Here is a 13,071-nt window from a genome sequence, read left to right on the forward strand (position 1 = left end):
GAGCCCCGCCCTCGGGGCGATAGACACACAAATGGTCCGCGAGGGTTTTTCGCGACGAGGGCGTCGCTCCTACAGAGCAAATGGCTTCAGCGAATGTGTCAGGTGGCAGGCGTGGGTGACTCGGTCGCACCCGGCGCTGCTGTACCGACATCACCCTCATCCCCCTCGATTTCAGAGCCATCTTCAGCCAAAAGGCCCGACTTGCGGTCGGACTTGGCTTTGAGCTTGTCTTCTTTTTTGCGTTTCTTGGCCAGTTCTTTCTGGCGTTTTTCGAATCCGTAGTTGGGTGTGGCCAAGATGGCTCCTTTAATTTGAGCTGCCCAATGTAACAGCTTCTTCAGGGTTTTCTTCCCACTCGACACTGCCCCGGTACGCATGCCAGCTGGCATGACCCAGCCACGGCCCCACCACAATGATGCCCAGCGCCCATGGCCACAATGCCGCGAGCACCAACACGCTCAGCAGCAGGCCCCACAGCAGCATCACACCCGGGTGCGAAAAAACCACCCGCATGCTGGTGATCACCGCCGAGATGGCATCGGTGTCGCGGTCCAAAATCATGGGAATCGACACCACCGACAGGCCATAAACCAGCGCAGCGAACACGCCACCGACTGCCAGATAGACCATCAAGAACTCGATGTTTTGCGGGTTGAACACCGCCTCGATCACTCCCGTGGTGGAAGGCATGCCGGTGTTGAAGAACACCGCAAACACCACGAGCGACGCCCTGCCCCACAGCAGCTCCAGCACCATCAGCACCAACACCAGCATGGCCATGCTGCGGATGTGTTGGTCCCAGCACATGAGTGACGTGGCCATCTCGGGCAACTCGCCACGCTCGCGTTTGCGGCTGACCTCATACAAACCCATGGCCATGAACGGCCCCACCAGCAAGCAGCCTGAGACCAGCGACAAGGTGTACTCGGGCTTGTGCTTGAACACCAAGGCCAGCACCTGCGCCATGCCCCAAAAGCACAGGCCATAAAACAGCGCAATGCCCGGGTGATGGCGCATGTCCTTCAGGCCCCGTGCCAGCCAGCGAAAAGGATCGGCAAAGCCCAAGGGCCGCATGAGCGAGCGCGGCCCCACGGGCGGGGGCGGCACATAGGGCGTGGCCATGGTGGGCAGGTCTGAATCTTGGGCGGCTTCAAGCGTCTTGGCGTCGGCGTTCATGTCAGTCGATCTGAAAATACAAAGGTTTTCAGATTACCCCCACCGGTACGCTTTGACCAGTCAGGAAACCCCCAACTTCGCGTGTCTTGGGCCACCAAAGTGCCCACTTTGTCACCTGCGTGATCAGGCCATGGGCAAATGCGCCTGCACAGATTGATGCAGGTCAAGAATCAGGTCCTGCGCAGACTCCAGACCGGTCGAAAAACGCACCAACGTGCCCGGCTTCAAATGACCGGGCCAAGCCTGCCGCATCGAAGCGATGTTGTAGGGCACCACCAGGCTGACAGGCCCACCCCAGCTGTAGCCGATCTTGAAGAGTTTCAGGCCGTCGCAAAACGCGTCCACCTGAGCCTGGCTGAAACGCGCGTCGATCATGACGCTGAACAAGCCCGCTGCCTGGCCCGTGCCGGGCTCGCGATCACACAGGGCCTGCCAATGGGCGTGACCGGGTGCGCCTGCAAAGGCCGGGTGCATCAGTTGCGCGCATTGCGGCTGGGCTTGCCACCAAGCGGCCAGGGCGCGGGCGGTCTGGTCGTGCGCGGCATAACGCAGCGAGATGCTGGGCAAGGAACGCAGCACGGTTTCGGCGTCGTTGGCCGCCACGCCCAGGCCCAAGCGCATGTGGCAAAGCTTGATTTGGAGGTGCAAGGCCGCGTCGCGCGTGATGACGCTGCCCATCAGCACGTCGCCGCCGCCGCTGGGGTATTTGGTGAGCGCATGGGCGCTGATGTCTACCGCCAAGCTGCCCTCCCCGCCCGCGCCATCGCCCAGTAAATCAAAAGGCTTGAAGGCCAGGCCAGCGCCCCAGGTGTTGTCCAGGGCGCACATGACGCCACGCTCGCGGCAGCGGCGCACCATCTCGGGCAAATCGGGGAACTCCATGCTCACCGAGCCGGGCGCTTCGAGCCACACCAGGCGCGTGCGCTCGTTGATCTGGCGAGACAGATCCTGCGGGTCCATCGGGTCGAAAAAACGGTGGGTGATACCAAAGTGGCGCAACTCGCCATCGGCCAGTGCTTTGTTGGGGCCGTAGGCGTTGTCCGGAATGAGCACTTCGTCGCCGGTCTTTAAAACCGACAAGGCTACCAAGGCCAGCGCCGCCAAGCCACTGGGCACCAGCATGCACTGCAAGCCACCTTCCAGAGCGCATAAACGCTCTTCGAGCAAATAAGTGGTGGGCGTGCCGTGCAAGCCATAGGTGTAGGCCGATTTGTCTTTCCACTCACGCTGGCGCATGTCGGCCACGGTGGGAAAGTACACCGTCGAGGCCTTGAACACGCCCGGCTGGGGCGCATCGAATCCGGCGGGCGGGGTGTAGGGGTGATGGATCAGCCCGGTGCTGATGTGCGCGAATGAAGAGGTGTTGGCATCGTTAGTCATCCGCTCATCCTAATGCAAACAGCCTCCCGAAGGAGGCTGTTTGCTTGGAAGTTAGGGTAAGTCAGAAGCGACTCAAACGCTCCACTTTTCGATCAGTTTTTCGGGGCGCATGTTGTCATACGGCTCGAAGGGCTGGTGAATCCAGGGGTTGGTGGGCAACTCTTCCACCGAGTAATCGGGCTTGAAGGTCGACACGCCTTTGGTCCAGATGACGGCCGAGCGCAATTCGGTCACGGGCTTGTAGTTGTTTTTCAACTGGTCCACCACCGCACGCAGGGTGTGGCCGGTGTCAGCCAGATCATCGACCAACAGCACGCGGCCAGCGATTTCGCCCTTGGGGGTGGTGATGTAGCGGGCAATGTCCAGGTGGCCTTGCACGGTGCCGGCTTCTGCGCGGTACGAGCTGGTGGACATGATGGCCAAAGGCTTGTCAAAGATGCGCGACAGGATGTCGCCAGGGCGCATGCCGCCACGGGCCAGGCACAGGATGTTGTCGAATTCCCAGCCAGACTGGTGAATTTTGATCGCGAGTTTTTCGATCAGGTTGTGGTACTCGTCGTAGCTCACGTACAGGTGCTTGCCGTCTTCGGTCAACATGGGGTCACTCCAAAAAATCAGGGGTTGAGGTCGAGGTGTTGTGCAGAGCCAAACGCTCAGGCCGCAAAGGGGTTGTGCAGCAAGATGGTGTGGTCACGGTCGGGGCTGGTGGACACCACATGCACGGGCACGCCGGTCACTTGGGCAATGCGGTCCAGGTAATAGCGGGCCGTGGCGGGCAGCTTGTCCATCTCGGTCACGCCCACGGTGGTCTCGGTCCATCCGGGAATGACTTCGTAAATGGGCTTGCAGCGGGCAATTTCGTCCGCGCCCATGGGCAAGATGTCGATGGTTTCGCCATCGAGCTCATAACCGGTGCACAACCACAACTCTTTCAAGCCATCGAGCACATCGAGCTTGGTGATGCACAAACCGCTCAGGCCGTTGACCTGCGCACTGCGCTTGAGCAAGGCGGCGTCGAACCAGCCACAACGGCGTGAACGGCCGGTGGTCACGCCTTTTTCAGCGCCGACGGTGGACATGTGGTAACCGGGTGTGCCGGGGGTTTCCCAGTCGAGTTCGGTGGGGAATGGGCCGCCACCCACACGGGTGCAATACGCCTTGGTGATGCCCAAGATGTAATGCAGCATGCCCGGGCCCACGCCAGAGCCTGCAGCGGCATTGCCCGCCACGCAGTTGCTGGACGTGACAAATGGGTAGGTGCCGTGGTCTACGTCAAGCAAAGTGCCTTGTGCGCCTTCGAACAGCAAATTGGCACCTGAAGCATGGGCGTCGTTCAACTCGCGCGAGACATCGGCCACCATGGGCAACAGCTGTTTGGCGTAGGCCATGGCTTCGTTGTAGGTGGTGTCAAAGTCCACAGGCGCAGCGCCCAGAATGTTGACCAAAATCTCGTTGTGCAAGGCCAGGTTCTCGCGCAGCTTGGTGGCAAAACGCTCGGGGTATTTGAGGTCTTGCACACGCAGGGCACGACGCGCCACTTTGTCTTCATAAGCGGGGCCGATGCCGCGGCCGGTGGTGCCGATTTTGGCGGTACCGGCTTTTTCCTTGGCGGCTTCACGGCCCACATCCAAAGCAACGTGGTAGGGCAAGATCAGCGGGCAAGCTTCGCTCACGCGCAAGCGCGAACGCACCTCGACACCGGCTTTTTCAAGGCCTGCAATTTCTTCGAGCAGCTTGGGCACAGACAAGACCACGCCGTTACCGATGTAGCACTTGACGCCTGCACGCATGATGCCGCTGGGAATCAGGTGCAAAGCGGTTTTCACGCCGTTGATCACCAAGGTGTGACCCGCGTTGTGTCCCCCCTGGAAACGCACCACGCCTTGGGCGCTTTCGGTCAACCAGTCGACCAGTTTGCCTTTGCCCTCGTCGCCCCATTGGGTGCCGACCACGACCACATTACGGCCTTGCAACTTGTTCATGCTTGAAATGTTCTTTCTCAAAGAGCCTGTACCAACCACTGCCCTGCCGCTTCGATCAACTCGCGGTCGCAATGGAATTCGTCGATTTCACTTTCGTGCCCGGGCAAGACACACACCACGGTTTCGCCCCGGCTGCGCAATGAGGCAATCGCCTCGCGCAAGCTGGCGGTTTGACCCCACGGCGCACGGATGGCCGCACGCAAAGCCAGGGGCTTGACGGCCGACACCAATTCTTTCAGGTCAAGGCTGAAGCCCACAGCGGGCCGGTCGCGGTCGATGCGGTGACCAAACACAGCACCCACGCCGTCGTAACGGCCACCCCGTGCCAAAGCGTCAGATGCGCCTTGGGCATAAATGGCAAAGCGCATGCCGCTGTAATAAGCGTAGCCACGCGAATCACCCAAATCAAAACTGATGGCCGCGCCCGGAATTTGTTCAGCCAGGGCACGCAGTTGACTCAAGGCTTCTGTGATAGCGGGCGTTGCAGGCAAACATTGAGCCGCTTGGTCGAGCACACTGGCATCACCGTACAAATTGACCAAGGCCATCAAACCGTCGCGGTGGGCCTGTGCAAAGCCAGCAGTCAGGCGAGCAATGCCACTGGCGTCCTTGATGGCCAGCGCAGCATGGATGTTGTGGCGCAGCTCGTCAGAAATGGGTTCGGCCTGCAGCAAGCTGTTGACGATGCGAGCATCAGCCAGGTCCACCTGCAAATTGCCCACACGAGCGGCGCGAAGGCTGTCGAGGGCCAATTGCAAAATTTCCAGATCGGCTTCAGGCCCGGCGTGTCCGTAAATTTCGGCCCCCAATTGCAAGGGTTCGCGGGTGGCGTGCGGGCGTGCTGGGCGGGTGTGCAGAACAGGGCCGCAATAGCACAGGCGGGTCAGGCCAGCACGGCCGAGTAAATGGGCGTCAATGCGGGCCACTTGGGGGGTCGTGTCTGCCCGCAAACCCAGGGTGCGACCCGACAACTGATCCACCAACTTGAAAGTTTGCAAATCAAGCGCTTCGCCCGTGCCGGTGAGCAAGGATTCCAAATACTCCAGCAACGGCGGCATGACCAACTCGTAGCCATAGCCACGGGCGGTGTCCAGCAATTCGCGACGGAGTTCTTCGATGTGGCGAGCCTCAGAGGGCAAGACATCGGCAATGTGATCCGGGAGGACCCAAGCAGACATGGGGATGAGGGGGGACTGTTAAAAACGAGATTTTACCGGGTTGCAAGCCTATTTCCTGAAATCAGATCAGGAAACAAGCCAGAACAAGAGCAAGCCAGCAATCACCATGACCATGCCGAAAAACCGAATTTGCCCATCTTCGAGCTTGAGCAGTTGCTCAAACAAGCTGCGCCAACGAAGAGGAGACACCATGGGCATCAACCCCTCCAAGATGAGCATCAGGCCCAATGCCATCAGGAGGGTATCGAGCAAGACTTACTTTCGAGCAGCTGCGTTGCCTGCTGCGCCACGCATGCCTTTGAAGAATTCGGAACTGCTCGGATCGAGCACCATCACGTCACTCTTGCTGTTGAAGCTGGATTTATAGGCTTCAAGGCTGCGGTAAAACTGCGCAAATTGGGGGTCACGGCCAAAGGAGTCCGCATACAAACGAGCCGCTTGGGCATCGCCTTGGCCTTTGATTTTTTGCGCTTCGCGGTAAGCGTTGGCAATCGTCACTTCACGCTGACGATCAGCGTCGGCACGGATTTTTTCACCCTCGGCACCACCGGTTGAACGCAACTCGTTGGCCACCCGTTTGCGCTCGGCCTCCATGCGTCGATACACCGACTCGGTGATGGTGTCCACATAGTCAGCCCGGGTGATGCGCACATCGACCACGTCCACACCCCAAGGCTTGGCACCTTTGACAACCAGCAGCACTGCGGCCTTGACATCGTCCATCAACTCTTCACGTTTGAGTGACAGCAACTCCTTGACGGTGCGCTTGTTGATTTCTTCCTGGAAGGCGTTGCGGACCACTCGGTTGAGCTGGTTGGTGCCGGACTTTTCGTCCAAGCCCACGTTGCGAATGTAAGCCTGTGGATCGGCAATGCGCCAGCGCACATACCAGTCGATCACAACACGCTGCTTTTCAGCCGTGAGCATGGGCTCGTTGTCAGGACTGTCCAGCGTGAGCAGGCGTTTGTCGATGTAGTTGACGTTTTGAAGCGGGGGCGGCAGCTTGAAGTGCAAGCCGGGCTCAGTGATCACTTCCTTGATCTGACCCAAGGCATAGACCACGCCAAACTGGCGCTGATCCACCACAAACACGGTAGAGCTGAACAGCACGAAGGCCACCAGCAAAGTCGAAATCCACAATCCAATGCGATTCATTTTGTTTTTCCTTATCGTGGATCGCGGTCACGCGAACGCTGCAGGTCACGCGAACGCGTGTCCACAGCTCCATTGTTGCCACCGCTGGCTGTGGCAGGTACAGCCGCTGCGCTGTCCAGGGCGGGAGGCGCGACACTGCTGACTTGTTGCATGATTTTGTCGAGTGGCAAATACAAGAGGTTGGAGCCTTGCTTGCTGTCCACCAACACTTTGGTCACATTGCTGTAAATTTGCTGCATGGTGTCGGTGTACATGCGGTCGCGCATGACTTGTGGCGACTTTTGGTACTCCGGCAAGATGGTTCTGAAACGCTCGGCGTCACCTTCGGCTTGCGCCACGATCCGCTCACGGTAAGCATCGGCTTCTTCCTTCAGACGAGACGCTGCACCCACGGCACGCGGCACCACATCATTGGCATAAGCTTGGGCTTCGTTCTTGGCGCGTTCACGCTCCTGACCGGCTTTGAGCACATCGTCAAACGCAGCTTGAACCTGCTCGGGTGGACGCACACCACCTTGCTGCAAATTGATGCCCACCACCTCAATACCCACTTTGTAGCGGTCCAGGATGGTTTGCATTTTTTCGCGGACACGCGGGGCGATCTGGTCGCGTTCTTCGGCCAGGGCCGAATCCATCTTCATCTTGCCCACCACCTCACGCACGGCCGTCTCGGCGGACTGCACCACCGCTTCGGTTGGGTTGCGGCTTTCGAACAAATAGGCGCGGGCATCGTTCAAACGGTATTGCACCGCAAACTTGATCTCCACAATGTTCTCGTCTTCGGTCAACATGGCCGATTCACGCAGGCCTGTGGCTTTGATGATGTTGTCGCGACCAATGTCCACCGAGCGGATTTGGGTCACAAACACCAGCTCATGGCGCTGCACGGGATAAGGCATGCGCCAATTGAAACCCGCACCGACGGTGGAGTGGTACTTGCCGAATTGCGTGATCACCGCTTGCTGGCCCTCTTGCACGATGAAGAATCCCGTGGCAAGCCAGACCAACACTGCAGCGGCCAAGATCACGCCCAAGCCGAGGTTTTTGAAAAACACGGGAATTCCAGGACCGCCTGAGCCCCCCGAACCGCCAGAGCCTTGGGGTTTTTGAGGGCCCCCTTTGCCTCCGAACAATTGACCTAACTTGCGGTTGAAATCACGCCAGAGTTCGTCAAGATCCGGTGGACCGCTTTGCTGTTGCTGCGGACCACGACTGGGTGGTTGCTGCCAAGCGTCTGGTTTGGAGCTGCTGGAAGGCGGCAGATCGCCTGTGGGCTTTTGCCCTGAATCGGTCGTCGATTTATCGTCATCCCGACCCCATCGTGGGTCATTCAGATTGAACATGCCTCTGATTTTTGCGGGAAGCAAAGACCATCGCAGGGCTGGCAGGTGGAAATTCATGGTGAAGAGTCTTTGTCTGAGTGACGAGTTGTTATTGTGCCGAAATCAAAGGCATCTCAATGCTGATCGTCTGGATATTCCCGGGTGAAGTCACGGGGATCTGTGATTTCAAGAGCATCCGGTGGCAATGCCGTTTTGACGATTTTCGATAAGGCTGTGCGCAACAAATCAAGTCCTTTTCCGGACTGAGCGCTCAAAAATACACGCGGCACGGGCATACCGTCCATTTCGTATTGGTCTTGCAACTGCAGGGGGTAACGTTCTGCATCAATGGCGTCAAGCTTGTTAAAAACCAACAATTGCGGCACGGCATCCGCCCCAATTTCGGTCAACACTTTTTGCACTTCAGCCATTTGCTCGGGCCAATCGAGGTTGGCCGCGTCCACCACATGGAGCAGCAAATCGGCGTCAGTGGCCTCTTGCAAGGTGGCCTGAAACGCCTCCACCAAACCATGCGGCAAATCGCGAATGAACCCGACCGTGTCCGACAAGGACACCGAGCGCCCTGCTTCACCCAGGTAAAGCTGTCGGGTGGTGGTGTCCAAGGTGGCAAAAAGTTGATCTGCCGCGTAGGCACGCGCCTTGACCAGGGCATTGAACAAAGTGGATTTGCCAGCGTTGGTGTAACCCACCAATGAAATGTTGAAGGTGTCGCGGCGATCACGCTGACGGCGCTGTGTGTTGCGCTGGCGCTTGACCTTGACCAACCGTTCTTTGATGCGTTTGATCGAGTCGTTGATCATGCGGCGATCCAACTCAATCTGCGTTTCCCCCGGACCACCACGCATGCCAATGCCGCCGCTTTGCCGTTCAAGGTGGGACCAGCGCCTGACCAAACGGGTGCTCAGATACTGCTGACGAGCCAATTCGACTTGCAATTTGCCTTCATGACTTCGCGCACGCTGGCCAAAAATTTCAAGGATCAACAAGGTCCGGTCGTTCACGGGCAAACCAATGTGGCGTTCCAGATTGCGCTGCTGTGCAGGGCTGAGGGCTTGGTCAAACAAGACCTCGACCGCACCGTGCATCAGGGCCAGCTCCTTGATTTCGTCGGCTTTGCCACTGCCCACAAACAACGCAGGATCGGGCGCTTTGCGCTTGCAGGTCAAACGGGCAACGGGCTTGAGGCCACCAGACTCGGCCAGCAGGCCCAGCTCTTGAAGATCGGCATCAAAATGCGCTCGCCCAAAGTCAACGCCGACCAATAAGGTCGGCGCGGGAGCATGAGAAGATGTTTCAGACAATATCAGCACCTGCGGCCTTGGCATGGAGACCAAGACCCTTGAATAACCGCATCAAGCGGTGATTTCACCTGTTTCGGGTGTGCTGAACGTCACCGAACGACCAGGAACAATGGTTGAAATGGCATGTTTGTAAACCATTTGAGTCACAGTATTGCGAAGAAGAACCACATACTGGTCAAAGGATTCAATCTGACCTTGAAGTTTGATGCCGTTGACCAAATAAATTGAAACGGGCACATGCTCTCGGCGCAAGGCGTTCAGGAAGGGGTCTTGCAAAAGTTGACCTTTGTTGCTCACGATATTCTCCGTGTTCAGAAGTTTAGAAGATGTGACCTTACCACAGGCCAAAGCCAGCCACCGTGCCAAAAAATGATTTCCTCGAAATCAGCTGGATTCTTTGTCAGCAAAAGGATTTGTCGAAGTTTTCATTTCGATACGCAAGGGTGTGCCGGACAGGTTAAAGGCCTTGCGGAATCGGCCTTCCAAAAATCGCTTGTAGGTGTCGGTGACGTGCTCGAGCGAGTTGCCGTGCACCACAATCACAGGGGGGTTCATGCCCCCTTGGTGTGCATAACGCAACTTGGGTCGGAACATGCCCCCGCGCTGTGGACTTTGGAACTGAACAGCCTCGAGCAACAAGCGCGTCAAGATGGGCGTGCTCATTTTGCACATGGCCGCCTTGTGGGCCTGAACAATGGAAGCCCACACCGGACCCAAGCCTTGGCGTTTTTTGGCCGAGATGAAATGCATGTTGGCAAAACTCAAAAACGGCAATCGCGTCTCGATGGAGCGCTGCACCAACTGGCGTTGGTACTCGTCCACTGACTCCCATTTGTTCACGGCCAAAACCATGGCACGACCGCTTTCGAGGGCGTAACCGGCGATGTGTGCATCCTGGTCGGTCACACCTTGCTCGGCATCGAGCAACAACAGCACCACATTGGCCGACTCGATGGCTTGCAAGGTTTTGACCACTGAGAACTTCTCAATGGCCTCAAACACTTTGCCTTTGCGCCTCAAACCCGCGGTGTCGATCAACTCGAACTTTTGACCTTGTTTTTCAAATGGCACCGAAATCGCATCACGCGTCGTACCCGGCATGTCAAAGGCCACCAAACGCTCTTCACCCAACCAGGTGTTGATGAGCGTGGACTTGCCTACATTGGGACGCCCCGCCACGGCAAGCTTGATGACCGAGGGATCGTCTTCGGTTTCTTCAGGTTCATCGGGCAAGTTGAGCAATTCAAATGCCAGCTCGACCAGGCCGCGCGTGCCTTGGCCATGAGCCGCCGAAATGGCAATCACCTCACCCAAGCCCAGTTCATAGAACTCGGTCAACTGGATGCCTTCAAGCATGCCCTCGGCTTTGTTGGCCACCAGCAAAGTGGGTTTGCCAATCTTTCGCAGGTATTTGGCAATGTCATGGTCTTGCGCCGACAAACCGCCCCTCGCATCGACCACAAAAATCACCACGTCAGCTTCGGCCACCGCTTGCTGCGTTTGCTTGGCCATTTCCTTGTAAATGCCAGCGCTGGCATCGGGCTCAAAACCACCCGTGTCAATGACAATGAATTCTTGTCGGCCTTGTTTGCCATTGCCGTAATGGCGGTCGCGGGTCAGGCCCGCAAAATCGGCCACGATCGCATCACGGCTCTTGGTGAGACGGTTAAAGAGCGTGGATTTGCCCACATTGGGGCGGCCCACAAGGGCCAGTACAGGTTTCACTTAAAAATTTTCCGATCCATTATTCAGGGCGAAATCCGAACACGCCCCCGGTGCGTGTGACCACGACCCATGTTTGACCCGTCCAGACGGGTTTACCGACGATGGCCGTGCCATCGGTGGCTGCACGCGCGAGCGTCTGACCATCTTGCTTGGACAAGAAATGAACCCAGCCGTCTTGGTCACCCAGGACCAAAGCTCGGCTCCAAGCCAAAGGCATGCTCAAGCCACGAAAACGCAAGCTCTCGAGTGTCCAGACGGGGGTACCCGTTTGTCGCTGCCAAGCCAGCACCTTGCCGTCGGATTCAACACCCCACAGCAGTTGATCATCGCCGTCCACACCTTGATGGCCTTGGGCTGAACGACTCCAGACTGCTCGACCATTGAGTCCATCCAAACACACCACAGAGGTCTGAAATGAACGAACACACACCGAATTGCCCAAGCGACTGGCCCCTGCCACAACATCCACCAAGCGCTCGACCTCGTTGGTTCCGCGGGTGCTGCCCACCAAAGTTTCCCAACGCGGAACGCCCGTCAAGGGATTCAAAGAAGCCAAACGACCACCCCAACCCACCAACAAACTGTCACCCAAGGGCATCAGCAAGCCTGCTTGACGCAGAACAAGCGGGTCATTCGGCCGTTGTTGTGTCCACAGTTTTTGACCCGTTGCGCCATCGAATGCCGTGACCGCTCGGTCACCAGTGAGCACAAAAACACGGGCTCCCGCCACCACGGGTGGGGTGTACGACAAGGCCGACAGCACTTGACGCCAAACAATCTTTCCGGCCTCCACCACCACCAATTCATTGTTTTGCGTCACCATAGCAAAACGCTGGCCATCACCGCCTACACCCGCCTGGATGGACGAGCCCACCGAAACACGCCAAACGTCTCGGCCAGTTTGTGTGTCCATCAGTACCAGCTGACCCGAAGTTGAGGCGATCGCGACTTGCTGCCCATGCACAGAGACCATCAAGGGCGTGCTGATTGGACCGACTGTGGCAGACCAAACTTTTTGCACCTTGAGCGTCCCACTGACCGAGGGCAGAGGCGATGGTTGAGGTTTTTCGGGTGCGCTTGAACAGGCCGACAAAACGCCCATCAGGGCCACAAGGAACCAGCGGTGCAAGGCAACGGTCGACTTGATGATCACTTGGAAGCTCCTTTGACAGAGGCTGACGAGGCCGTTTGTGGGTCCATCCCCAAAGCATTGAGCTTGGCTTCCACCAAACGACGGTAATCTGCGCTGTCGGCCAGCTGCTGCCAAGCCAATTGGTAGGCCGCTGCCGCTTCACTGTTTTTGCTTTGGGCCTTCAAAACATCGCCCCGCAAATCTTCAGCCAAACCCTGCATCGCCGGTGTGAAGGGACGCGTCAATTGGCTCAAGGCCTCGTCGTTGGATCCTGCATCCAACAACAAGGCCGACAAGCGCAGGCGGGCAATATCGCGGTAAGCCGAATCAGGGGCCGATTCAGCCACCCATGAAAGTGCTGCGCGTGAGGCGTCGGACTTGCCTTGCGTTTGCAAACTTTTGGCAGCCAACAATGCGGCTTGATGGGCGTAATGGGTGGCACCAAATTTGTCTTTCATGTCGGCAAAACTGCGCTCAACCCTCGCCAAATCTCCCGAAGTGACTGCTCGTTCGACCTCGTCAAACATGACGGAAGCCTTGCCCGCTTGGTCACGCTGCCAATACTGGTAACCATTCCAGGCTGCGTAACTGCCCATGACAGCAATCAGCATCCAGGAAATCAGGTTGCCGTATCTCTTCCAGAAATGTTTGATCTGGTCGAGTTGTTCTTGTTCTTCAAGGTCGAGTGCTTTGGCCATG

General features: G+C 57.7%; 14 protein-coding genes. All 14 read right to left on the bottom strand.

Annotated elements, in window-relative coordinates; all coding sequences use genetic code 11:
• Positions 1–98: 98 nt before the first annotated feature.
• Positions 99–296, bottom strand: coding sequence for a hypothetical protein (locus AMM41_RS15045; RefSeq protein ID WP_089960617.1), 198 nt, complete (start codon positions 294–296; stop codon positions 99–101).
• A gap of 10 nt (positions 297–306) precedes the next feature.
• Positions 307–1,122 (bottom strand): DUF2189 domain-containing protein, encoded by an 816-nt coding sequence (locus AMM41_RS15050; RefSeq protein WP_089960759.1) that lies wholly within the window; start codon positions 1,120–1,122, stop codon positions 307–309.
• A 177-nt stretch (positions 1,123–1,299) separates the two neighbouring features.
• The gene (locus AMM41_RS15055; RefSeq protein ID WP_089960620.1) at positions 1,300–2,556 is read right to left on the bottom strand and encodes a PLP-dependent transferase; all 1,257 of its coding nucleotides are present in this window, start codon (positions 2,554–2,556) and stop codon (positions 1,300–1,302) included.
• A 72-nt stretch (positions 2,557–2,628) separates the two neighbouring features.
• Positions 2,629–3,153 carry a phosphoribosyltransferase gene (locus AMM41_RS15060; RefSeq protein ID WP_089960622.1) on the bottom strand — a complete coding sequence of 175 codons (525 nt, stop codon included), beginning with the start codon at positions 3,151–3,153 and terminating at the stop codon, positions 2,629–2,631.
• Between the two features lie 56 nt (positions 3,154–3,209).
• Positions 3,210–4,538 (bottom strand): adenylosuccinate synthase, encoded by a 1,329-nt coding sequence (locus tag AMM41_RS15065; protein ID WP_089960625.1) that lies wholly within the window; start codon positions 4,536–4,538, stop codon positions 3,210–3,212.
• A gap of 17 nt (positions 4,539–4,555) precedes the next feature.
• Complete coding sequence (locus AMM41_RS15070; protein WP_089960629.1) at positions 4,556–5,716, bottom strand: ATP phosphoribosyltransferase regulatory subunit; 1,161 nt, start codon at positions 5,714–5,716, stop codon at positions 4,556–4,558.
• Positions 5,717–5,782: 66 nt separating this feature from the next.
• On the bottom strand, positions 5,783–5,968 hold the full coding sequence (locus AMM41_RS15075; protein ID WP_089960632.1) for a DUF2065 domain-containing protein: 186 nt from the start codon (positions 5,966–5,968) through the stop codon (positions 5,783–5,785).
• A gap of 3 nt (positions 5,969–5,971) precedes the next feature.
• Positions 5,972–6,871, bottom strand: coding sequence for a protease modulator HflC (gene hflC, locus AMM41_RS15080; protein ID WP_089960635.1), 900 nt, complete (start codon positions 6,869–6,871; stop codon positions 5,972–5,974).
• 11 nt (positions 6,872–6,882) lie between these two features.
• The gene (hflK, locus tag AMM41_RS15085) at positions 6,883–8,271 is read right to left on the bottom strand and encodes an FtsH protease activity modulator HflK (RefSeq protein ID WP_089960638.1); all 1,389 of its coding nucleotides are present in this window, start codon (positions 8,269–8,271) and stop codon (positions 6,883–6,885) included.
• Between the two features lie 56 nt (positions 8,272–8,327).
• On the bottom strand, positions 8,328–9,539 hold the full coding sequence (gene hflX, locus AMM41_RS15090; protein ID WP_089960642.1) for a GTPase HflX: 1,212 nt from the start codon (positions 9,537–9,539) through the stop codon (positions 8,328–8,330).
• A gap of 27 nt (positions 9,540–9,566) precedes the next feature.
• Positions 9,567–9,830, bottom strand: a complete 264-nt coding sequence (hfq, locus tag AMM41_RS15095) for an RNA chaperone Hfq (RefSeq protein WP_082431612.1) — start codon at positions 9,828–9,830, stop codon at positions 9,567–9,569.
• 69 nt (positions 9,831–9,899) lie between these two features.
• Positions 9,900–11,240 carry a ribosome biogenesis GTPase Der gene (gene der, locus AMM41_RS15100; RefSeq protein ID WP_089960645.1) on the bottom strand — a complete coding sequence of 447 codons (1,341 nt, stop codon included), beginning with the start codon at positions 11,238–11,240 and terminating at the stop codon, positions 9,900–9,902.
• Between the two features lie 19 nt (positions 11,241–11,259).
• Positions 11,260–12,393, bottom strand: a complete 1,134-nt coding sequence (gene bamB, locus AMM41_RS15105; RefSeq protein WP_089960649.1) for an outer membrane protein assembly factor BamB — start codon at positions 12,391–12,393, stop codon at positions 11,260–11,262.
• On the bottom strand, positions 12,390–13,070 hold the full coding sequence (locus AMM41_RS15110) for a YfgM family protein (RefSeq protein WP_089960653.1): 681 nt from the start codon (positions 13,068–13,070) through the stop codon (positions 12,390–12,392). Before AMM41_RS15110 ends, bamB begins: the two co-directional genes overlap by 4 nt.
• Position 13,071 lies beyond the last annotated feature (1 nt).

It is taken from the genome of Limnohabitans sp. 2KL-3 (genome assembly GCF_001269405.1).
Lineage (GTDB): Bacteria > Pseudomonadota > Gammaproteobacteria > Burkholderiales > Burkholderiaceae_C > Limnohabitans_A.